The organism is Streptomyces sp. STAM6 (genome assembly GCF_054963715.1).
The window spans coordinates 1-22,316 of sequence record NZ_JBUEFZ010000006.1; the positions used below are offsets into that span (position 1 = coordinate 1).

Below are 22,316 nucleotides of genomic sequence, written 5' to 3' on the forward strand. Positions count from 1 at the left end.
ACGGGAGGTCCGCGGGCCGGCCGTGACGAGGGCCCGCTCGGTGTCGTCCAGGATGTCCAGCCGGGACAGCGGGGTGGTCTCGTCCTCGACGGCCTGCTGGAGGAGGCGCACGAAGTGCAGGGTCATGCGCCGCACGGTGTCCTGCTCGAAGAGCGAGGTGGCGTACACCAACTGGCCGTGGAAGGTGCCGTCGGCCGCGGAGTTGATCTGGAGTTCGAGGTCGCACTTGGCGACGGAGCCGGTCGCCGCGTGGGGCTCGATGGTCAGGCCCGGCAGCTCGACGCGGTCGGCGCCGCGCTCGTGCAGGGTGAACGCCACCTGGTAGAGCGGGGTGCGGGACATGTCCCGCTCGGGCTGGAGCTCGTCGACCAGGCGGGCGAAGGGCACGGACTGGTGGTCGTAGGCCTCGATCAGGTGGTCGCGGGCCTGCTCGATCAGCTCGGCGAACCGCGGGTCGCCGCGCCAGCTGCCACGCATCACGAGGTTGTTGATGCCGTAGCCGATCAGTCCCTGGAGTTCGGGACGGGTGCGGCCGGAGGCGACGGTGCCGACCGGGATGTCGCTCTGGCCGGTGTAGCGGGCGAGGAGCGCCTGGAAGGCGGGGAGCAGCACGGCGAAGGGCGTCGCGTTGTGTTTCAGCGCCAGTTTGTGGATCTTCTCCGAGAGCCCGTCGGGGAGGACGAAGGAGACGTCGGCGCCCTCGTGGGAGCGGTGGGCGGGGCGGGGCCGGTCGGCCGGCAGGTCGAGCGGGCCGATGCCGGCGAGCCGCTCGCGCCAGTGGTCCAGGTGCTTGTCGAAGGCCCCGTCGGCCTCCTGCGCGCGCTGCCAGGCGGCGTAGTCGGCGTACTGCACGGGCAGGGCGGGCAGCGACGGTTCACGTCCGGCGGTGAACGCCTCGTACAGGGCGCCGAGTTCGGTGACGAGGACGCGGGTGGACCAGGCGTCGAAGGCGATGTGGTGGAAGACGAGGCCGAGGATGTGGTCGTCGTCCCCGACCTTCAGCAGACGAGCCCGGACGGGCGTTTCGCGCTCCAGGTCGAAGGGGGTGCGGGCGGCCTCGGCGACGAGGGCCTCGGCACGCCGTTCCCGTTCGCCGGCGGGGATGTCGCGCTGATCGTCGAGGGGCAGCGGGACGGTCCGGGACGGGTCGACGACCTGGGCCGGCTCGCCGCCGGAGAGGGTGTAGCGGGTGCGCAGGATCTCGTGGCGCGCGAGCAGGGCGTTCCAGGCGTGCTCCAGGGCCTGGACGTCGAGCGTGCCGCGTATCCGGAAGGCGAGCGGCACCAGGTACTCGGCGCTGTCGGGGTCCAGCCGGTTGAGGAACCACATCTGCTGCTGCCCGAAGGACAGTCGCAAGGGTCCGGACCGGTCGGCGGGGGTGATGGCCGGGCGGCGGCCGCGTGAGCGTCCGCCGCCGAGCCGGTGCCGGAGGAGTTTCTCCTGAAGGGCGTCGACTTCGGTCTTCTTCTGCTTTTCGACGCTCATCTCTTCCAGTCCTCCTGCTGCCGCCGCTGTTGAAGTGACCCAAGGGTTTCCGACGATTCGTCGGCTGTTAGCGCAGTCGTGCCGGGACGGCGGGCCCGCCTTTCACGGGTCAGGCCCCCGCGGTCAGTTCGCCGCGGCCTGTTCCATGCGGCGGCGCAGGCTCAGGGGCCGCATGTCCGTCCATACCTCACCGATATGTGCAAGACATTCCGCGCGCTTGCCCTCGGTGCCCTCGGCTCGCCAGCCGGCGGGCAGTTCCCGGTCCGCCCACCAAATCGAGTACTGCTCCTCGTCGTTGACCACGACGCGGTAGATCTGGTCGTCGTCCAGCTCGTCAGCCATGAGAATTCCTTTGTCGAGAAACCGTCGATCAGCGGGAGTTCTGGTATTCCCCAATCTGTTCGAGCAGTTTTCTCGGCGACCCGATACTCCGTCTATACCGGAGCTATCCGGACGACGGGAGGCCCTCCGGCCCGCCCCCGATGCCGGTCGGGGGAGGTCCGGAGGGCCTCGTGGCGCGGGGCCGGGCGTCGGGCCCGTCCTGGGGGAAGGGACGGGCCCTCCCCGCGCCCGCGGCGGCTACCGCTGGTGTGCCGACCAGTCGGTGCGCGCGTGTTCGGCGGTTCCGGTGGTGTGCCTCGCGGCCTGGGCGCCGGTGGCGGCGGGCGCGGGGGGAACGGTCACGGGCTCGCCCTTGCCGGGCAGCCAGGAGAGCCAGTGCGGCAGGGTCCAGGCCCGCTCACCGAGCAGGGCCACGGCGGCGGGCAGCAGCACGCCGCGCACGAGGGTGGCGTCGATGAGGATGGCCACGGCCATGCCCACGCCCATCATCTTGTTCTCGATGGCGGACAGGGTGATGAAGACGGTGAACACCGCGGTCATGATGACGGCCGCGCTGGTGACGACGCCCGCGCTGGCGGCGATGCCTCCGACGACGGCCTCGCGGGAGGTGGCGCCGGCCAGCTTCCGCTCCCTGATCCGGCTGAGGATGAAGATGTGGTAGTCCATGCTCAGCCCGAACAGGACGACGAACATGAACAGCGGGAGCCAGCCGGCGACGCCTCCGTACGGGGTGAAGCCGAGCAGGGAGCTGAAGGCGCCGTCCTGGAACACCCAGGTCAGCACTCCGTACGCGGCTCCCATCGAGAGCAGGTTGAGGGCGATCGAGACCAGGGGGATGGCCACAGAGCGAAAGACCACCAGCAGCAGCCCGAGCGCCAGCACGAGCACGAATCCGATGACGAGCGCCGTGCGGCCACCGAGCTGTTCCTTGAAGTCCTCGGCGAACGCGGTGCGTCCGCCGACTGCGAAGTCGACGCCCTCGACGGTGCCGAGGGTCTGGGGCAGGGCGATCTCGCGCAGGGTCTCCAGGGCGTCGTTGGACACCTCGTCCGTGCCGGTGCCGGCGAGCGGGACGCGCACCATCAGCACGTCGTCGACGCGGACGGTCGAGACGGGGCCGGCGAGCCGGCCGCCGCTCTCGGTGATCTGTCCGTGCAGTTTGTCGACCGCCGCCAGTACCTCGGGGCTGTCCGGGCGTCCGCCGTCCTTGTTCCAGACGGCGACGCGGGCCGGCGTCGGGGCGCCGGGGAAGGACTCCTGCATGCGGATCGCGGCGTCCACCGTGGGGGCGCTGCGCGGCAGGCTGTTGACGACGGCGGCGTCCTGCAGGCGCATGTCGGTCATCGGAATCGCCATCACGAGCAGGACGAGGACGGCGGCGCCGCCCCACGCCTTCGGGCGGCGGACGACGGCGCCGGCGAGCCTGTGCCAGCCGCGGGACTCGGTGACGGTGGTGCGGCGCTTGCCGAGCCAGGGGATGCGGCCCTTGTCGACACGGTGGCCGAGGGCGGCGAGGACGGCCGGCAGGACGGTCACGGAGGCCAGCATGGACAGGCCGACCACGAGGGCGGTGCCGAGGGTGAGGCCGCGGAAGACGTCGAGGCCGCTGAAGAGGAGACCGCTGACGCAGACGATGACGGTGAGGCCGGAGACGGCGACGACATGACCGGAGGTGCGTGAGGCGATGTGCAGGGCCTCGGTGACGCTGCGGCCGGCGGCCCGCTCCTCGCGTTCCCTGCGCAGGTAGAACAGCGAGTAGTCGACACTGACGGCGACGCCGATCAGCAGGATCATCGAGGTGACGGCGCTGTTGACGGCGACCCACTGTTCGAGGACGGCGATGAGGCCGAAGGTGCCGGCGACGGTGGTGGCGGCCAGCAGCAGCGGGATCGACGCGGCGACGAGGGCGCCGAAGACGACGAGCAGGATGATGAGGGTGATCGGCAGCGAAGTGGTCTCCGCGCTGGCGAAGTCCTCCTTGATGGCGTCGTCGACGGCACGGGAGAGGCTCACGTCGCCGGCCTGGACGACGCGCACGTCCTTGTGGCGTTCGGCGACGGCGTGCACGGCCGCCACGACCGCGTCGAAGTGCGCGGTCATCTCCTCGTTGGGCCCGGCGACGAAGAAGGTGACCAGGCCCGAGCGGCCGTCGGCCGAGATCTGCCGCTCGGTGCCGGGCTTCGTCGGGGTGCGCAGTCCGGTGACCGCTCCGGGGGTCTTGCCGAATTCGGCCACGAGGTCCTCGGTGGCCGTGACGAGTGCCGGATTGTCCAGGAACCTGCCGCCGCTGTCGTCGAGCGGCTGGATGAGCACGTTCTCCAGGATCGGCTCGTAGTTCTTCTGGGCGTTCAGTACGCGCTTGACGGTGCCGGACTCGCCGGGGTCGTCGGTGTTGGCGCTGGGGCCGGAGACGAGGGAACTCGCGAGGACGGCGATGACGACGAGGGCCAGCCAGCCGCCGATCGCCAGACCGCGGTGGCGGATGGACCAGCCGGCGATCCGTTCGACGATCGCCCCCTGGCCGGCGCGGGCCGAGCCGCTTCGCTCTGTTTGGGAGCTTTCGGGCGTTGCGGAGGATAACGATGCGGTGCGGCCCTGTGTACGACGCTGCCTGCTTTTGCGCAGCATGAACTAAAGTCCTTCCCTGAAGGAGCGATCCGGTGAAAACTCGCCATCGGCGAGGGTGTTGCTTCTTCTCACCGGGCCGTCGAGTTGCCGCTCGACGGCCCGGTACTACCGCATCCGGCTACTCGACCTCCTTGAGGATTCGCTCGACCGAATGCATGCGGGTCTGGACGTCCGCCAGACGCCCGTCGATCCCGGCCAGCTGCTGCTCGATCACGTCCTGGTTGCGGATCGCCTTCTCGGCGAGGGTCCGGTATTCGTAATCACGCGCCAAGATCGCCCGGGCCCGCCAGGTCGCGGCCATGTTCCAGACGACAATGGTGACCACCACGATAACCATGCCGAAAATACCGACGGCGCCTACGACTTCCTGCCAGCCGTGGTAAGTCATGACGGGGGTCCTTTCTCACCGTCCTGCTGGACGGTGTCGTGCGAGCTGAGTGTCAGCACCGCAGCCGCGATCGTTTCCGGTGTCAGGTGAAGCACGAAGGGAGTCACTTCGTAGAACTTCATCGCCTTCCCGTCACTTGAGATCTCCAACTGTGCCGAGACCAGTCCGGCGGTCTCCAGCTTTCTCAAGTGGGCCTGCAGCAAAGCCCGGCTGATACCCAGCTCCCGAGCCAATTGGCTCACATAGTTGCGCCGGCGGGACAGTGCGGCCACCACCCGCAGGCGGTGCGGGTTGGCCAGCGTGGCCAGCACGTGCACCAGCTCGTCCCCGTCATGCGAAGGGATCCTCACAGCACCACACCGCACATGCAATGAGACGTTAGCAGGTGCCCAAACCCTTTTCCACCTGACTCGATCAAGCACATCCCCCGCCAACTCCCTCACTGCACCGTTCTGTTGAGGCGACGGCCGGCCAGACGCTGCACGGCCAGAGTGACCCCGGCGACCAGGAACGAGATCGCCGGACCGATGAGCAGCGACGCCGGTCCACCGTGGTTGAGCAACCGCCCGCCCAGGTATCCGAGCCCGATGGTGTACGAGACGAAGAGGGTCTCGGCGATGCCCGCCCCGAGGAGATACCTGCGGACGGGATAGCCGACCACCCCCGCGGTGAGGCCGCCGACGCCGCGCCCGGTGGGCACGAACCGCACGGCTATCACCGACGGCACTCCGTACCGCTGTAACCGGTCCGCGACCCACTCCAGCATCGAGCGCCGCCGGGCGTCGCGCGAAAGCCATTCCAGCGCACGCCCGCTCGACCTGCGCCCCACCCAGAAGACGGCGAGGTCGCCCAGGATCGCGCTGGTCAGGGGGATGAGCACCAGAAGGGGGAGGCTCAGGCTGCCCGTCGCTGCGAGCGCGCCCGCACCTGCCAGCACGGCCGAGTTGGGCACCATGGGAGGCGCGGTGACCAGGACGAGCAGCGCGTAGAACCAGTACGCGCAGTCCATGCCGACCAACTCCCTCGGGTTTGCTCGCGTCATCACCTGCATACAAACGCTGGCAGGTGCCACTCCGCAGTGCAATGCCCGGCGGACGAGCCCAGGGGTATCTACGAGCTAACCCCTAGGGGTGCGGAGGGACGGCCTCAGGGTGCCCCCGGACACCGGCGGGCGGGCCTGGCCGGGCGACTCAACTACCGCGTGGGCAAGCCGAGTTGTCGTAGGGTTCCGGTGAGGACGGAAATCAGCGCGGGCAGTGAGCGGTCGAAGTGGAAATGCCCTCCGGCGAGGGTGTGCACCTCGGCGCCGCCGATGGCGTAGTCCCTCCAGAGGGCGAGGTCCTCCGGCGTGACCGAGGGGTCCTCCTCGCCGCCGATCGCGATCAGCGGGCAGGTCAGTGGCGCGCCCGGCGCGTAGCGGTACTTCTCGACGAGCCGCAGGTCCCCGGAGAGCACGGGATAGGCGAGTTGCCACAGCTCCTCGTCGGCCTCCAGGGCCCGCGCGCCCTCGCCCCCCAGCTCGCGGAGGTACGCCCGCACCTCGTCCTCCTCGAACGTCAGGCCGCGGGGGCCGCGCGCGCCGGGCGCCTTGCAGGCGGAGACGAACAGGGCGGTCAGCGGGGAGGGGAAGCGCGGCCGGAGCCGCCGGGCCGTCTCGAAGGCCACGACACCGCCCATGCTGTGCCCGAAGAAGGCGGTGGGCCGGTCGAGGGGCGTCCCGATGTCCGCCGCGATCGCCTCGGCGAGCCCGGTGAGCGAACCGGGCGCCGGGGCGTCGTAGCGGTCCTGCCGTCCGGGGTACTGGACGGCGATCAGCTCGATCCATTCCGGCAGCAGCGCGGCCCAGCCGTGGAAGGTACTGGCCGCTCCCCCGGCGTGGGGGAAGCAGTAGAGCCGCGTCCGGGCCTGCGGGCGCGGCAGGAACCGCCGGAAGGGGGTGTCCTGGGTCATCGTGTTCTCCTGCACCATCGGGTCGCGGCGGGACGTCCGCCGCTGTCGTTCACGGGCGGGTGACTCCTGATCCGGGTCGGTGAGCGGTGGGTGCGCAGCAGCCGCACCGTCCGCGGGATGTCCGGGCCGGGGCGAGCGGGCCGCGGTGGAGGTCGAGGGCGAGGCGTTGCTCGGTCCGGAGTGCGAGTTCGGTGTGGAGCCGGCGCCGGACCGGTTCGGACAGCGGCGGCGGCCGGAGCCCCAGTCGGCAGGCCAGCCGGTGCAGGGCCGCGGTCACCCAGGCGGGGTCGCCCGTGAAGCCGGGTTCGGGCGTGTGCCGGGCGCTGTCCCAGAGGCCCAGGCAGGCGGCGGCCGCCACCAGGTGCGTCCAGCGGTCGGCAAGGGCGTGGGCGCACGGGTCGGCGGCGGCCGCCGCGTGGCTCTCGTACGGCGGGAGGGCCCGTGCCAGCGCCGTGACCCGGCGCAACTCGGCCACCAGCAGAGCGGTGAGCGTGCGGAGTTCGGGTGCGGCGCCCGGCTGCCGGCCGAGGGTGTGGTGGACGGCCGGGAGGACGCCGGTGAGGCTGTCGTCGGCGCCCCCGGCGGGGCCGGTCCGAGCGCGGTCGGGGCGGGCGGAACCGAGCCGTGTGAAGTCGAGCCGCGGCAGCGGCAGATCCGGACTCAGGACGCGGGTGAGCGGATCGTCCGGGTCCCGGTCGGCAGGGTGCCGGCCGGGAGGGGGCGAGGGACGGGCGGGCGCGGCCCTCTCCAGCGCGGGCAGCCACGCCCGTTCGGCCAGCAGGCCGAGCCGGGCGACGATCCGGGACGGGCGGGCCGTCCCGGTGCCCATGTGGGCGAGGGCGACACCGGGCAGGTCGCGGGCTGCCTTCTGGAAGACGGCGTAGGGGCCTTCGCGCAGCCGGCCGCACATGCCGAGGACGAGCGACAGGTCGTACGAGGCCTGCTGGAGCAGTGCGGGGACGAGGTGCCGCACGGCCGCGGACCGGACGCAGCTCTCCGCGGGCAGCAGATGCAGCGAGCGGGCGGAGACCGTCGTCAGGGCGTCGCAGACGAGCAGGTCGGTGAAGGCTCCGACCAGGGTGGCGCGGGCGTGTCCCGGGGTGGTGACCGGCCGGCCCCGTCGCGTCCGCTCACGGACGAACGCGACCGCGGTGCGCAGCAGGGTGTCCGCGACGCCGACGGCCATGCCGGGCAGGGCGGTGTCGGTGATCCCGAGGGTGGCGAGCACGGTCTCGTGCGCGGTGTCCGGCACGCCGAGGACGCTGTCGGCCGGTACGGGGCAGTCCCGGAACTCCAGGCCGCCGAGCAGCAGTCCGCGCAGCCCGGACGTGGGGAACCGGAGGTCCCGGGCGGACCGGTCCCAGGGCAGCGTCTTCAGATCGACGAACAGATGGGTGTGTCCTGGGCGGCCGCCGGCGCGACCGCCGGTGCGGGCGACCAGCACGGCGGCCTCGGCCCGTGCGGCGTTCCCGACGAACCGGCTGCCGCCGTCCAGGACGATCCGTCCCTCCCCGGCGGCGGCCGACAGGCCCGTGTCGGCCGGGTCGTCGCCGTACGAGAACTCCGGGACACCGGCGCAGAGGCGTTCCTCGGCGAGGAGGACGCGGGCGGCCCGGCGCTGCTGGCCCGGTGTGCCCGCGGCCCAGACCGCCAGCCCGGCGACGAAGCCGGACACGCCGTAGCCGAGGCCGAGCGTGCCGTCGCGCCGGAAGACACCGCGCATCAGCCGGACGAGCTCGTCGACGCGGTCGAAGCGACCGCCCAGGTGGCGGGGGACGAACTCGGCGTTCAGCCCGTACAGGCGCAGGAGCCGCTCCCCGGCGGCGAGCGGCTCCCCCCGTTCGTCGGCGTCGATCACGGCGGTGTGGCCGACAGGGTTGTGCGGGTCGCAGGGGTCGCCGAGCAGTCGTTCCAGTTCGGCGATGCGCCGCGCGACGGGTGTCGCCCGGCCGCGGGTCATCCGGTCTCCCCTCGGGGGGCGGGCGCCTGGTCCGGGACGAGCGAGAACGGCCGTCCGGCGCGGTACTGGGCGTCCAGGGCCGGCAGCAACCGGTCGAGGGCGGGACCGTCACGGCCCTCCGGGTCCCCCTGCCCGCCGGTCAGTTCGGCGGTGAGCCGGACCAGTACGGCCTCCAGCCAGATGCCGTCGGTCCAGAGCGGCGGCGTGGTGTCCCGGCCGAGACCCGGCCGGTTGTGCAGCCAGAGCTGGAGGGCCGCGGCCGCCGCGTACAGCAGGGCGTGGCGGCGGGCGAGGTCGAGGGAGTCGTCGGGGAGTTCGTCCCCGCCGGGCGGGCCTGTGGCACCGGCGGGCCGGTGGGCGGCGAGTTCGGCGTGCAGGCGGTCGGCGAGCGGGCCGAGCCGGGCCGCCCGGCCCGCGACGGCCCGCGGCACGGCGCCGGAGCGGCCGAGGGCGGCCATCCGTTCCACGGCGGACGGCAGGGCCTGGACGACGCTGTTGCCGGTGGCCGAACGGGCGCTGAACGCGGCCGGGTCGAAGGGGGGCAGGGGCGCGGACAGCCGGGCGGCGGCCGCGACGCCCGCCAGGTCCGCGCGCCGTTCACGGTAGCGGCCGGCCAGTACCGGGAACTGTGCGGTGAGCGCGGCCAGTCCGCCGATCGTGCCGCCGTGGAAGAGGCCGACGACCCGGTGGTCCCGCTCGGCCTTCTGGAACGTTCCGCCGGCGGCGTCGTGTTCGAGCAGCGCCCGGCTGCCCAGCACCTGCCGCAGCTCGCCCAGCGCCCGGTCGGTGAGCGTGGGGACGAGGTGTTTCACCGCCGCCGACGCGACGCTCAGCTCTCCGGGGAGGGTGTGCGCGCCGCGGACGGCGATCATGCTGACGGCCTCGGCGGCCAGCAGGTCGGCGTACGCCCCGGCGAGGACGCGGGACGTGGACGGGAGATCCGTGAGCCTGCGGCCGTGGAGCCGGGTGCGCCGGGCGGAGCCGAGGGTGAGCCGCAGGCCCTGGTCGAGCGCACCGAGCGAGAGGGCCGAGCAGACGGTACGGGCTGCCTGGAGGATCCCGCGGACGATTCCGGGGCCGGCGCCCTCGGCGCCGATCCGTGCCGCGGCGGGGAGCTGGGCGCCCTCGAAGACCAGACCGCCGAGGTCGGCGCCGCGCACACCGGCGGTGCGCACGGCCGGTGTGGTCCGCCAGCTCCCCGGCGCCAGCCGCTCCTTGTCGACCAGGAACAGGGTCGGTGCTCCCGGACCCGGGCCGGACGGCACGTGGGCGAGCAGACACACGAACCGGGCCCGGGTGGCGTTGTTGACGAAGTGCTTCCCGCCGTCGAGCCGGTATCCGCCCGAGGGGGTGCGGCGGGCGGTGACCCCCTCGGCCGACGGTTCCCCGCCGTGCTCGCGGTCGGTGACCGCCAGGCTGACGACGGCGCCCCCGGCGATGTGCGCGGCGAGTGCGCCGCCCCGTTCGGGCCCGGCGGCCGGCCAGACGCAGGCCGCGCCGAGACAGGTGGCGGCATAGCCGGTGGCGAGGGTGAGGTCGCGGCGGGAGAGCGCCCGCACCAGCTGCCAGATGTCGTCCGTGCCGCGCAGCGCGCCGCCGTGCCCGGCCGGCACGAACCAGCGCGGCAGGCCGAGACGGTCCAGCGCGCGGGCCGCCTCCTCGGGGAACTCCTCCGCCCGGTCCTGGGCCATCGCCCGGGCGGTCGACAGCGGGTGCCGGCGTTCGCGCGGGTCGCCGAGGCTCCGCTCCAGCCAGTCGGCGAAGCCCGGCGTGCTGTTGAGGGAGCCCACGTCAACTCCGTTGCCTAGGGGGAGAAGAGGCCGCCGGCCGGGGACGGCCGCCCGCGGCCAGCGTGATCTCCCCGGCTATAGGCCCGCTATACCGCCCGCTGCCTCCCCCTCCGCGGGCCGTCGCTCGGGCCTCGACACGGTGTCGCCGCAGGTCGGAGCGGTGGCACAGAGGTGCCACGGGAGTGCCACGCCAGTGCCACGGCCGCCCCTCACTCTGGATTCATCGCCACCGCGGCGAGCAGGACCGCGGGGAAGGCAGGAGGTCGAGGCATCGTGGACGGCTGGTTTTTCGTCGCACTCCCGGACAGCGAGGGAGCCGGGCACATCGCCCGTCGGCTCGCTCCGCTGGTCCCGCTGGTCTCCCGTCACGCGTCCGGCCGGCCCTTGCTCTACGCCACGGTGCCGCCGGGACGGTGCGTGACGGCCGAACGGGGCGGCGTACGCGCCGCGGTCGTCGGGACGTCGTCCGCGACCCCGGAACTGCTGGGCGCCGCGCTCGGACGCGTGGCGGGCACGGACGTCCTGGACGGCCTGGCGCACTCCCTGGCGGGCAGCTTCCATCTGCTCGTCGCTGACGGCGACCGGCTGCGGGTGCAGGGCTCGGCGAGCGGACTGCGCCGGGTGTTCCACGCCGTGATCGACGGCGTCCGCGTGGTCTGCGACCGGGCGGACGTGCTTGCCGGGCTCGGCGGCTTCCCGCTGGACGACACCGAGCTGGCGATCCGGCTGCTGCGGGTGCTTCCGCACCCCTTGGCCGAGGAGCCGATGTGGCAGGGCGTGTCCGCGGTGGATCCCGGATCGGCGCTGCTGGTGGACGCCGGGGGGCGGCAGGCCCGTACGGCCGTCTGGTGGCGGCGTCCGGAGCCGGAGCTCGACCGCCGGGCCGGCGCCCGCCGGCTGCGGGCCGCCCTGGAGGCGGCGGTGGACGTGCGGACGTCACCGGGCGGCACCGTGCACTGCGACCTCTCCGGAGGTCTGGACTCGACACCGTTGTGCTACCTGGCCTCCCGCGGCCGTGCGGACGTCGTGGCGACCACCATGTACAACGACGACCCCGGCGGCCGCGAGGACCTCGTCTGGGCCGGGCGCGCCCTGCCGAGCATGCCGGGCGTGCGGCACGACGTGGGCCTGCTGGACGACATGCCGCAGTTCTTCGAGGGCATGGACGGCATCGGCCAGCGGCTCGACGAGCCGACCCAGGCCTATCTGACCGCGCCCCGCATCGCCTACAGCATCGAAAGGGCGGCCGCCCGCGGCGCCGGGACGTACCTCAACGGTCTGGGCGGCGACCATCTGCTGCACGGTCTGCCGGTGTGGGACCACGCGCTGTTCCGGCGCCGACCGCTGCTCGCGCTGCGGCGGGTGCGGACCACGATGGCGCTCGACGACCGGCCGCTGCTGCCGGTGCTGCGGGAACTGCTGGACCGCGAGGGCTACCGCGCCTGGCTGCGCCGGACCGTGCGGGAGGCCCGCCGGGTCCGGGAGGTGAAGGCCGACCTGCGGATGGAGTGGGACCAGCCGGTCGCCCTGCCCCGCTGGCTGAGCCGGGACGCGGCCGCCGCGCTGCTGACCCGGCTGCGGCAACTCGCCGACGGGGCCGAGCCGCTCGGCCCGGACCGGGCCCGGCACGCGGAGCTCGCGATGGTGCGGGACGGCAGCCGGATCGTCCGCGGGACCCAGCAGTTCGCCGCGACGTTCTCCATGCCCTTCGAGGCGCCGTTCTTCGACGACCGGGTCGTCGAGGCGTGCTTCGCGGTACGCCACGAGGAACGCGACTCGCCCATGGAGTTCAAGCCTCTCGTCAAGGAGGCCATGCGGGGCGCCCTGCCGGACGCGTTCCTGCGGCGCAGCACGAAGATGGGCGGCAGCGTCCAGGCGGCCCGGGGCCTGCGCGACCACTGGCCGACCCTGCTCGAACTGATCGAGCAGTCTCCGCTGACCACCCGCGGAATCATCGACTTTTCCGCGCTGGCGGCCGGTGAGTCGCCCCAGTACATGGGGACGCGCGACGCGTTCCTCGACGCCACCGTCAACTGCGCGGTGTTCGCCCGGAACCACCTGGCCGGTGACCGCCGGCTCCACAGCGAGGAGGCCGCCCATGGGCGTGCGACTGCGTGACGATGTGTCCACGACCGAGACCGAGTACGGCCTGGTGGTCCTGGACGAACGCAGCGGCCGCTACTGGCAGCTCAGTTCGTCGGCGGCCCTGGTGATGGCCGCCCTGGCGCGGGGCGCCTCGGTCGACGAGGCCACCGCCGTGCTCACCGACCGCTACGAGGTGGGCGTGGAGCGGGCCCGCGGGGACGTCGAGGCGCTGATCGGTTCCCTGCGCGCGGCCGGACTGGTGGCGCGATGAGCATCCCCGTCCTGCCGGCCGACCCGGTCACGGTGCCGCTGCACCGCCGGCTGGTGACGCACGCGGCCGTCGCGGCGGCCCGGGTGCTCGCCCGGCGCCCGCCCCGGCAGATCCGCTCGGTCCTGGTGCGGCTCCGCCGCGGGGCCCGCCCGGCGACCGTGGCGGAGACGTCCCTGGCCCGCGACACGGTGCTCACGGTGAGCCCGCGGTGCTGCGGTTCACGCGCCTGCCTGGTGCGGTCGATCGCGACGGTCCTGCTGTGCCGGACCCGGTCGGTGTGGCCGACCTGGTGCGTGGGGGTGCTCAAGGCCCCGCCGTTCGCGGCGCACGCCTGGGTGGAGGCCGAGGGCGAGATGGTCGACGAGGCCACCGACGCCGCGTACTACACCCGGCTCATCACCATCGAGGCTTCCGCCGGACGACCGGCGGGACTGCACACGTCCAGAGGCGGAAGGAGGTGAGAGAGATGGAGAAGGAGATGTACGAGGCCCCCGTCGTGGTCGAACTCGGTTCCTTCGGCGAGGAGACCGGCATTTTCGGGATCCGCAACGGTGACGAGATCACCTGGTTCTTCGACACCTGGCAGTGACCCCGCGCTGAGGCCCACCGCCGTCGGCGCACCGGATCGACCGGGAAGGAGGTGACAACCATGGACAAGGACATCTACGAGGTGCCCGCGCTCGTCGAGCTCGGGGAGTTCACGGAGGAGACCGGTTTCTTCCGGAACGGGGCCAACGAGGCCTACTTCTTCTTCCAGAACCAGAACGACTGATCGAAGGTCGGCTGGTGAAGTGGACCGCCGGGTGCGGCGACCGCTCCGAGGAGCGGCTCGCCGCGCCCCGCGGCGAGCGAGGGGCATGAACCATGCGCGAGAGCGACCGGCTGCTGGCCGCGACGGTGGGGCGGAACAAGGCCCTGTTCACGGCACTCGCGGCGCTCTGCCTGGCCGAGACGGCCGCCGGGCTGCTGCTGCCGTACGCCCTGTCGGGTGCGATCGACGTCGTGCTCGGCCGGGCCTCGGGGACCGCCCCGTTCGTCCTGGTCTGCACGCTGCTGCTGGTCCTGTCGGGCGCTGAGATCGGCTCCCAGGTCACCGAGGCCCGGATGAAGGCCGTCACGACCGCCCGGCTGCGGCACGAGACGTTCGCCCGGATCTTCGGGCTCGGACTGGCGGGCCGCGACCGGTTCGGCGCGGGCGACCTGCTCAACCGTTCCACGGAGAGCACCGCGGAGGCGGGCGCCGCCGCCCCGAACCTGCTGCACGCGCTCTTCGCCGCCGTCACCGCCACCGGCGGGCTGGTTGCGCTCTTCCTCATCGACTGGCGGCTGGTGCTGGTCTTCGTCCTCGGAGTGCCGGCCGTGGGAGTGCTCGCGCGGATACTCATCCGCCGCACCACGACGCTGACGGGGCAGTACCAGCAGGCTCACGGGGAGCTGTCCGAACGGTTCGTCGACGCGATCGGCGGCGCCCGCACGATCCGCGCGTCGGCCACCCTGGACCGGGAGGTGGAGCGGGTCCTGGAGCCGCTCCCCCGGCTGCGCGCCGCGGGCGACGGCTTCTGGGAGGCCCAGCGCAGGGCGGGCTGGTACCTGTCGCTGCTGGCGCCGTCCCTGCACATCGGGGTGCTCGCCACCGCCGGCTACGGCGTGGTCGCCGGGCGGCTGACCCCGGGCCAACTGCTGGCGGCGCAGCTCTACCTGGTGTTCGCCATGCGTCTGCTGTCGCAGGTGGGCATCTTCGCGGAGCTGGGCCGGGTGCGCGGTTCGGCCGGGCGGCTGAGCGAGGTGTTCGCCGCTCCGCTGCCGCCCTCGGGACACGGCATCCTGCCCGCCGGGCCGGGAGCGCTGGCCCTGCGGGACGTCACCGTGGTGGCCGGCGGCCGGACCGTGCTGGACGGGGTCGACCTCGACGTGCCGGCCGGACGCACCCTGGCGGTGGTCGGCGCCTCGGGGGCGGGCAAGTCGACGCTGGCGCTGGTCGCCGGGGCGGCGCTGGCCCCCGACCGGGGGGAAGTGCGGCTCGACGGCACCGATCTGGCCACGGTCGACCGGGCGGAGGTGCGCGCGGCCGTGGCGTACGCCTTCGAGCGCCCCCATCTGCTCGGCGACACCGTGGCCGGGCTGATCGGCTACGGGGACCGGCCGGTGAGCGGCGCCGCCGTGGAGGCGGCCGCCCGCGCCGGCCGTGCCGACGGGTTCATCGGCCGACTGCCGCTGCGCTACCGCACACCGCTGGACGAACTCCGTTTGTCCGGAGGTGAGCTGCAACGGCTCGGGCTGGCGCGGGCGGTGTGCCGGGGAGCCCGGGTGGTGATCTTCGACGACGCGATGTCCAGTGTGGACACGGCGACCGAGAGCGAGATCGGCCGGGCCATGGACGAGGCGCTGAGCGGTACGACGCGGGTGGTCGTGGCACACCGGATCACCACCGCCGCCCGCGCGGACGCGGTGGCCTGGCTGGACCGGGGCCGGGTGCGCGCGGTCGGCCCGCACCGCCGGCTGCTCGGCGACCCCGCCTACCGCGCGGTGTTCGGCGCCGGCCCTGACAAGGGGGCGGGCTGAGATGTCCGTCCGCCCGTTGATCGTGCCGGTGCTGCGGTCGCACCGGCGGGCCCTGGGCCGGCTGGCCGCCTGGTCGGTGGTCGAGACGCTGCCGGTGCTGCTCTCGGGCACCCTGGTGGCGGCCGCTCTCGACCACGGTTTCCTCGCGGGCCGGCCGGTTCTTGGGCTGCTGCTCCTGCTGGCGTACGGGGCCACGCTGGTCGCCGGCACGCTGGGCACACGGCAGGCCATGCCGCACACGGCGGCGGTGGTGGAGTCGCTGCGCGAGGAGCTGACCCGGAAGGTGGTGCGCGCCGGGCTGCACCGCGCCGTCTATGCGGAGGGGGGCGGCCCGGCCGCGGCCGATGTGTCGGCCGTGGCCCGGGTGACCCGGCAGGTGGAGTCGGTCCGGCAGATCTCCGCGGGGCTGCTGCTGTCGCTGCGCAGTGTGGCGTTCAGCGTGGTCGCCGCGCTGGCCGGGCTGTTCTCGCTGCATCCGCTGCCGGCCGTGGTCGCGGGTGGTTCGGTGGCTCTGGCGTGTGCGCTCATGGCCCTGCTGGCGCCCCTGCTGAGGCGCCGCCATGTCGCCCTGCTGCGGGCGCAGGAGGAACTCGCGCGGCGGGCCGGACCGCATCTGTCCGGTATCCGGGACGTGGTGGCCTGCGGCGCCTGGGAGAGCGCGTCCCGGACGGTGGGCCTGCGGGTGGACGCCGAGGCGGCCGCGGCGGTGGCCGCCGCCCGCGCCGGGGCGGGGCGCGTCGCCGTCGTGGCCCTGGGCGCCCGGCTGCCGTTCGCGGTGGTACTGCTGTCGTCGGCCTGGGCGGTGCGGTCGGGGCTGCTGACGCCGGGCGCGCTGGTGGGGGTCATGGTGTATCTGCTGCAGGGCGTCGAGCCGGCGCTGCGCGCCCTGGTGCAGACCGTCGGCAACATGGGGCTGCAGGTGGCCGTGACGCTGCGCAGGCTGGCCGCCTTCGTCGACGTGCCGCCGCGCCGGCCCTCCGGCACCGCGGCGGTGACCGGCACCGGCATCGCGCTGAAGGAGGTGTCCTTCGCGTACGGGCCGCACGCCGAGCCGCTGTTCTCCCGGGTGACCCTGGACGTCCCGGACGGCTCGCACCTGGCGGTGGTCGGGCCGAGCGGGATCGGCAAGTCCACGCTCGCCCTGCTGATGGGCGGGATCGAGACGCCCGGCGGCGGTGTGGTGACGCTCGGGGGAACGCCGCTGCCGGAGCTCGCCGAGGACGAGCTGCGCCGCCACGTCGCCGTCGTCCCGCAGGAGGCGTACGTCTTCGCGGGCACGCTCCGCGAGAACCTGACCCAACTGGCCCCGGCCGCCTCGGACGCGGAGCTGGAGGACGCGGTCGCCGTGCTGGGCCTGGCGGACACGGTCGGCCGGCTCGGCGGCCTCGACGGTGTGATCGGCGGTTCGGGGCTCTCCCAGGGTGAGCGCCAACTGATCACCCTGGCGCGGGTGTTCCTGTCCGGGGCCCGGGTGGTGATCCTGGACGAGGCCACCTGCCATCTCGACCGGGCGGCCGAGGAACGGGCCGAGCGGGCCTTCGCCGCCCGCCCCGGCACCCTGGTCGTCGTGGCGCACCGCATCACCTCGGCGCTGCGCGCCGACCGGATCCTCGTCGTGGGCGAGGACGCGCTGACCATCGGCGGCCACGCCGAACTCCTCGCCACCTCACCCGAGTACGCGGCGCTCATCGGCCACTGGGAAGCGGCCGGACCACGGCCGGAAGACCTCCGGGGAGAGCGGACGCGCTTGTAGATTGGGAGCGGTCCGACCCGCCCGGTGCAGCGCGACATGAAGGCAGGGGCCTGTGACGAGAACCCGTGTGAGTGTCGTCCTGATCGACGACCACCCGGTGGTGCTTGCCGGTATCGAGTCCTGGTACGCCGCGTCGGCGGACCCCGAGGTGCGGGTGGTGGCCAAGGGGGCCGACCTCTCGGCCGCGACCACGGGCCCGGGCCGGGACGCGGACGTGGTGATCCTCGACCTGCAGCTGGCGACCGGCGTGCCGGCCTACGCCGAGCTGCGCCAACTCGTGGCGCGGCAGCGCCAGGTGATCGTCTACACCATGCAGGACAGCGCGCAGGCGGCACTGACATGCCTGGACATAGGGGCGTTCACGTATCTGACGAAGGCGGAGGGCGAGCGGCACCTGCTGCAGGCCACGGTGGCGGCCGCGGCGGGGGTGCCGTACACGCCTCCGGCGCTGGCGGGGGCGCTGGGCAGCGACACCCGGCGCGAGCGCCCGCACCTCGCCTCGCGGGAGGTCGAGGTGCTGCTGGAGTGGTTCCAGTCGGAGTCCAAGGCGATGGTCGCGGAGAGCCTCGGCATCTCGGTGCGTACGGTGAACACCTATCTGGACCGGGTACGGATCAAGTACGCGAACGCGGGCCGGCCGGCGACCACGAAGGCGAATCTGGTGGCGAAGGCCGTTCAGGACGGGCTGATCTCGCTCGAGGAGCTCTGACCGGCCGGGGTGCGGGCGGGAGACAGGGCGGGGGCGCCGTCGACGGCGTACACCGACTCCACCCACAGCCGGCCCTCGTCGCAGACCGCCCGGGTGCGCACGCCGGGGTCGGACGTGGGGGCGAGCTGGGCCTCGGGTCTGTCGATGACCACGCCGACCCGGACCTGCCCCGGGCCCCGGACCACGGTGGTGCGGGCGGTGCGTTCGGCCGCCGCCAGGGCGGCGAGCACCGGCTCGGTCAGTGCCTGCCGCACCGGTTTGGGCACCTCGACGGGGTCGCCACGGACGGCGAGGTGCACGCTGACGCCGTTGCGTTCGGCGACGTCGATGCAGGCCCGCAGTTCGTGGACGAGCGGGTCGGCGGCGTAGTCGTGCTCGGCGAACAGCCGGCGCAGCCGGGCGGCTTCGAGCGCGCAGCGGCGGCGAACGGATTCGTCGCGCGGGTCGAGCGTCCCGTCGGCCAGCCCGGCGAGCAGCGGCAGCACGGTGGTGTCCAGGTCGCGGTACCGGTCGCGCTGGTCGCTGTGGATGTGGGCGGCGACCGCGGCCTCCGTGCGGAGCCGCTCCTGCTCGCGCAGGGTGGCGCTCGCGCGGGCGGCCCGGTCCGCGAGCAGCCGCACGGCGAGCGCCACCGACACCTGGAACGTGCAGATGGCGAGTGCGCTCACGGCCATGCCGGCCGCCGCCGGCCGGGACGGTGCCCCGGACAGCAGCAGCTGGACGACGGTGAGGGTGAGGTGGCAGCCGAGGAACAGCCAGGTCGTGGCGCGGGGCCGGTCGAGCAGCAGCACGACGCCGAACCAGCCGACTTCGAGGAAGGACCAGTGGGCGTTGCCCATGAAGAACGCGACGGGCAGCTGACCGGTCGCGGTGAGCGACGCCGCGAAGGTGACGGTGACGGCCGCGCGCACCCAGGTCCGCGAGCGGCGCCGGCCGCGCAGTTCCTGCACGGTGTCGGCGACGAGGACGGCGGTGAGCAGGGCGTAGGACACGAGGTGGAGGGCCGGGCGGGGGTAGGCGTCGAGATGGGTGAGCAGCGCGGGCAGTGCGAGTCCGCAGTGCACGACCCCGACGATGAGGAGCCCCGCCAGGTGGAGTCCGTCGCGCATGCGCACTTCGATCTGCTCGGCGAGTGGTTCAGCCACGGGGCCACTCCAGTCGCACGGTGGTGCCCTCGCCGGGGCGCGACTCGACGGTGGCCCGGCCGCCGACGGTGTGCATGCGCCCGACGACGGACCTGGCGATCCCCTGCCGGTGGGCCGGGACGCGGTCCGGGTCGAAACCCGATCCGCGGTCCCGGACGGTGATCACGGTGCGGTCGCCGTCGCGTCGTGCGACGACCTCCGCGGCGGCGACTCCGGCGTGCCGGGTCACATTGCGCAGGGCCTCCCCCACGCTACCGCGCAGGGCGTCGGCGGCCGGGCGCCAGGCGGTGCCGAGAGCGGGGTCGAAGCGGGACGACACGTCCAGGGCGTGGGCGCCGATCTCCTCGGCGAGGAGGGCCGCGAGGTCCACGTCGTCCAGCCGTCCCTGTTCGGAGGTGAGGCGCTCCAGATCGCGCCGGGCCTGCTCGCGCAGGACCTCGGGTCCTATCCGTGAGCCGGGTACGGACGCCATGAGCACGGTGGCGCAGGCGGTGTCGTGCAGGGTCGCCAGATACTCCCGTTCGGCGGTGCGCCGGGCCTCGGCCACCTGCCACTGGAGCCGGGCGGTGGCGGCCTCGGCCGCGGCGGTGTCGGCGGCCCGGCTGCGCCGCAGCAGCAGCCGGTGGAAGCCGATGGACAGGGCGGACTGCACGAGCAGCCACAGCACGTTGGGCAGTGCCGGCCCCCAGCTGTCGGGGCGGTCGAGCACCACGCCCGCGAGGTCCGCGCCGGCGAGCAGCAGCGCGGCGAGCACGCCCGCCGTGCCGGGGTGGGTGAGCTGGTAGCCGACGGCCACCACACTGACGCTGACGAGGATCCAGGTGTTGCCGTGCAGGGTCTGGCTCGCGGGGACGGTGTACGCCTGGCTGAGACAGAGCCCCGTGACGAGGGTGAGGTCGGCGGCGGTGAGCAGCCGGGGGTACCGTCCGGACCGTATCCACCCGAAGTACGCCACGGACCAGGCGATCGCGACGGCCGCCAGCGCCGCCGCGACGGGCAGGCCGGCCACCGGCATGGCCGCCACGGCGAGCACGGCGCACGCGCTCACCACGACGAGCCGCAGCCACCCGGACATCATCCGGGCGAATCCCATGAATTCGAGCTCCATGGGGCCGGGACCGGCGACCTGGGCGCCGGTGGGTGCGGGTGGGGGCTTCGCGGTCCGCGGGACGGGGTCAGTGATCACCGCAGCCGATGATGCAGCCCCACCGGCCCGGCGCGTAAGGACAGTTTGCGACATGTGGGTCGAACGACCGTCACACCGCCGACGGCGCCGGCGCTAGCGTGTGGTACGGCACCACCCGGCGGCGGAGCCGACCACTTCACCGGCCGGGACGCACGGCGCGGCCGGCGGGAGAGCGCCGCCGCGACACAAGGGGGACGGCGAGTGCACACGATCGTGGTACGCCTGCTGGGCGCACTGGAAGTGACGTACGGAACGACGCGGCTGGCGGTTCCGGCCGGCCGGCCGAGGACGCTGCTGGCGGCTCTGGCGCTGCGGCACGGGGAGCTCGTGCCGGTCGACGAGATCGCCGAGCGGCTGTGGGGGGACGATCCGCCGAGGGCCGCGCGGACGACGATCAGGGGGCACGTCAAGAGGTTGCGGCGGGTGCTGGACTCCGCGCACGGGGGCGTGGAGTCGGTGGTGCAGGGGGAGCGCGGCGGATACCGGCTGAGCGGTGAGCGGGTGACCGTCGACGCGACGGAGTTCCGCGAGCGGGTGCGCCGGGCGGCGGTGGCGGGGGCGTCCTCGGGGCCGGCCGCCGAGGCGGCGGAGCTGGACGGGGCGCTGGCGCTGTGGCGGGGGCCGGCGCTGGCGGGGGTCAGCGCCCCGTCCCTCCACCGCGATGTCGTGCCGTCGCTGGAGGAGCTGCGGCTGCGGGCCGTGCACCGGCGGGTGCGGATCGGCCTGGAGCGGGAGGACCCGGGAGCGCACATCCCGAGGCTGCGCGAGACGCTGGCCCTGGATCCGCTCCAGGAGCGGTTCTGGGCGCAGTTGATCCTCGCCCTGTACCGGTCGGGCCGTCCGGCCGAGGCGCTGCGCGAGTACGAACGGTGCCGCCGGCTGCTCGCCGACCGGCTGGGCGTGGACCCGGGGGCGGAGCTGCGCGAGCTGCACCGGCTGATCCTGGAGGGCGGGCTGCCCGGGCCGGCCGCTCAGGCGTCTGCCGGTCCGGTCGCCGGTGGCCGGTATGTGCCCCGGCAGCTCCCGGCGGGCGATGTGCCCTTCGTCGGCCGGTCCGCCGAACTGGCCGCCCTGGACGGGGCGCTGCTGGGCGCCGGGGGGCCCGCGGGGGAGTTCCCCGGGCGTGTGGTGCTGCTGGACGGCCCGGCCGGGGTGGGCAAGACCGCGCTGGCGGTCCACTGGGCCAACCGCAGGCAGGAGCGTTTCCCCGACGGCCAGATCTATCTGGATCTCGACGGGTTCAGCGCGCGGCGGCCGATGGGCCCGGCGGACGCGCTGCGGGCCCTGCTGGTGGGGCTCGGGGCGTCCGGGGACGATCTGCCGTCCGGCACCTACGAGCGGAGCGCGCTGCTGCGCAGTGCGCTGGCGGGGCGGCGGGTGCTGCTCGTTCTGGACAACGTGCTGGCTCCGGAACAGATCCGGCCGCTGCTGCCGGGCCCCACGGGCACGGCGCTGGTGACCAGCCGTGACCAGCTGCGGGGCCTGGTGGTGCGCAACGGCGCCCGGCGGCTGACCCTGGCGCCGTTCGCCCCCGGTGAGGCGGCCGCGTTGCTGGACGCGCTGCTCGCGGGCCGGCGCCGGGCCGAGCCGGACGCCCTGCGCGAACTGGCGGCGCTGTGCGGCGGTCTGCCGCTGGCGCTGCGGATCCTGGCGGAACGGGCGGCGCTGCGGCCCGAGGTGAGCCTGGCGCGGCTGGTGGCGGAGGTCCGCGGGGGGTGCGAGCCGCTGGGAACGTTCCGGCTCGGCGAGGACAGTACGGACCTGCGCACGGTGGTGTCGTGGTCGCTGCGGGGGCTGACCGACGCGGCGGCGCGGTTGCACGAGGTGCTGGCGCAGAGCGGCGGGGTCCCGATGGGGGCCGCGGACGCGGCGGCGGCGCTGGGCGTCCCCGAGGACACGGCGGCGGCGCTGCTGGACGAGCTGGTCCGGGTTCATCTCGTGGAGCGGCACGGCGCGGACCACTACCGGCTGCCGGTGGTGTTCCTCGCGGGCCGCCGGCCGGCCGCGGTCAGCGTCTGCGCGTAGCCGCGAGCCCCGGGAGGCAACCCCCCGGGTCCGGGCC

20 protein-coding genes are annotated in these 22,316 nt (G+C 73.9%); 9 read left to right on the plus strand and 11 right to left on the minus strand.

The features are described from left to right. The 9 genes from ACY34K_RS10335 to ACY34K_RS10375 all read right to left on the minus strand — a co-directional run. The coding region (locus ACY34K_RS10335; protein ID WP_462745857.1) for a condensation domain-containing protein at nt 1-1,485 on the minus strand (1,485 nt) is incomplete at its 3' end. A 123-nt stretch (nt 1,486-1,608) separates the two neighbouring features. Then, a complete protein-coding gene (locus ACY34K_RS10340) occupies nt 1,609-1,827 on the minus strand; it encodes an MbtH family protein (RefSeq protein WP_462745858.1) in 219 nt (72 codons plus the stop codon). A 237-nt stretch (nt 1,828-2,064) separates the two neighbouring features. Further along, nucleotides 2,065-4,455 carry an MMPL family transporter gene (locus ACY34K_RS10345; protein ID WP_462745859.1) on the minus strand — a complete coding sequence of 797 codons (2,391 nt, stop codon included), beginning with the start codon at nt 4,453-4,455 and terminating at the stop codon, nt 2,065-2,067. Nucleotides 4,456-4,573: 118 nt separating this feature from the next. Beyond that, the gene (locus tag ACY34K_RS10350; protein WP_462745860.1) at nt 4,574-4,843 is read right to left on the minus strand and encodes a hypothetical protein; all 270 of its coding nucleotides are present in this window, start codon (nt 4,841-4,843) and stop codon (nt 4,574-4,576) included. Beyond that, nucleotides 4,840-5,160 (minus strand): ArsR/SmtB family transcription factor, encoded by a 321-nt coding sequence (locus ACY34K_RS10355; RefSeq protein WP_462745861.1) that lies wholly within the window; start codon nt 5,158-5,160, stop codon nt 4,840-4,842. Before ACY34K_RS10355 ends, ACY34K_RS10350 begins: the two co-directional genes overlap by 4 nt. Before the next feature lie 122 nt (nt 5,161-5,282). After that, nucleotides 5,283-5,885: a DedA family protein gene (locus ACY34K_RS10360; RefSeq protein ID WP_462745862.1), complete on the minus strand. Its 603-nt coding sequence runs from the start codon at nt 5,883-5,885 to the stop codon at nt 5,283-5,285. A 152-nt stretch (nt 5,886-6,037) separates the two neighbouring features. Then, nucleotides 6,038-6,793 (minus strand): thioesterase II family protein, encoded by a 756-nt coding sequence (locus ACY34K_RS10365; protein ID WP_462745863.1) that lies wholly within the window; start codon nt 6,791-6,793, stop codon nt 6,038-6,040. Between the two features lie 49 nt (nt 6,794-6,842). Next, entirely contained in the window at nt 6,843-8,753 is a 1,911-nt protein-coding gene (locus tag ACY34K_RS10370) for an acyl-CoA dehydrogenase family protein (protein WP_462745865.1), read from the minus strand. Further along, nucleotides 8,750-10,543 (minus strand): acyl-CoA dehydrogenase, encoded by a 1,794-nt coding sequence (locus tag ACY34K_RS10375; RefSeq protein WP_462745866.1) that lies wholly within the window; start codon nt 10,541-10,543, stop codon nt 8,750-8,752. Before ACY34K_RS10375 ends, ACY34K_RS10370 begins: the two co-directional genes overlap by 4 nt. A gap of 273 nt (nt 10,544-10,816) precedes the next feature. Here ACY34K_RS10375 and ACY34K_RS10380 point away from each other — a divergent pair, with 273 nt between their 5' ends. The 8 genes from ACY34K_RS10380 (at nt 10,817) to ACY34K_RS10415 (ending at nt 17,923) form a co-directional block, all read left to right on the plus strand. Beyond that, on the plus strand, nt 10,817-12,661 hold the full coding sequence (locus ACY34K_RS10380) for an asparagine synthase-related protein (RefSeq protein ID WP_462745867.1): 1,845 nt from the start codon (nt 10,817-10,819) through the stop codon (nt 12,659-12,661). Continuing rightward, entirely contained in the window at nt 12,642-12,899 is a 258-nt protein-coding gene (locus tag ACY34K_RS10385) for a lasso peptide biosynthesis PqqD family chaperone (protein WP_462745868.1), read from the plus strand. Before ACY34K_RS10380 ends, ACY34K_RS10385 begins: the two co-directional genes overlap by 20 nt. Then, the gene (locus tag ACY34K_RS10390; protein WP_462745869.1) at nt 12,896-13,360 is read left to right on the plus strand and encodes a lasso peptide biosynthesis B2 protein; all 465 of its coding nucleotides are present in this window, start codon (nt 12,896-12,898) and stop codon (nt 13,358-13,360) included. Before ACY34K_RS10385 ends, ACY34K_RS10390 begins: the two co-directional genes overlap by 4 nt. Nucleotides 13,361-13,365: 5 nt before the next feature. Beyond that, a complete protein-coding gene (locus ACY34K_RS10395) occupies nt 13,366-13,488 on the plus strand; it encodes a lasso RiPP family leader peptide-containing protein (RefSeq protein ID WP_462745870.1) in 123 nt (40 codons plus the stop codon). Nucleotides 13,489-13,548: 60 nt separating this feature from the next. After that, nucleotides 13,549-13,671 carry a keywimysin-related RiPP gene (locus ACY34K_RS10400; protein WP_462745871.1) on the plus strand — a complete coding sequence of 41 codons (123 nt, stop codon included), beginning with the start codon at nt 13,549-13,551 and terminating at the stop codon, nt 13,669-13,671. A gap of 92 nt (nt 13,672-13,763) precedes the next feature. Continuing rightward, entirely contained in the window at nt 13,764-15,461 is a 1,698-nt protein-coding gene (locus tag ACY34K_RS10405; protein ID WP_462745872.1) for an ABC transporter ATP-binding protein, read from the plus strand. A 1-nt stretch (nt 15,462) separates the two neighbouring features. Next, entirely contained in the window at nt 15,463-17,214 is a 1,752-nt protein-coding gene (locus ACY34K_RS10410; protein WP_462745873.1) for an ATP-binding cassette domain-containing protein, read from the plus strand. A 67-nt stretch (nt 17,215-17,281) separates the two neighbouring features. Further along, a complete protein-coding gene (locus ACY34K_RS10415) occupies nt 17,282-17,923 on the plus strand; it encodes a response regulator transcription factor (protein ID WP_462745874.1) in 642 nt (213 codons plus the stop codon). Here ACY34K_RS10415 and ACY34K_RS10420 read toward each other — a convergent pair. Together ACY34K_RS10420 and ACY34K_RS10425 are read right to left on the minus strand one after the other, a co-directional pair. Then, nucleotides 17,890-19,068, minus strand: coding sequence for a hypothetical protein (locus tag ACY34K_RS10420; protein ID WP_462745875.1), 1,179 nt, complete (start codon nt 19,066-19,068; stop codon nt 17,890-17,892). The two genes, ACY34K_RS10415 and ACY34K_RS10420, sit on opposite strands and share 34 nt — an antisense overlap. Further along, nucleotides 19,061-20,254 (minus strand): sensor histidine kinase, encoded by a 1,194-nt coding sequence (locus ACY34K_RS10425; RefSeq protein WP_462745876.1) that lies wholly within the window; start codon nt 20,252-20,254, stop codon nt 19,061-19,063. The genes ACY34K_RS10420 and ACY34K_RS10425 overlap by 8 nt, the downstream gene beginning before the upstream one ends. Before the next feature lie 201 nt (nt 20,255-20,455). Between ACY34K_RS10425 and ACY34K_RS10430 the strand changes: the two genes are divergently transcribed. Then, complete coding sequence (locus ACY34K_RS10430; RefSeq protein WP_462745877.1) at nt 20,456-22,279, plus strand: AfsR/SARP family transcriptional regulator; 1,824 nt, start codon at nt 20,456-20,458, stop codon at nt 22,277-22,279. Nucleotides 22,280-22,316: the final 37 nt, after the last annotated feature.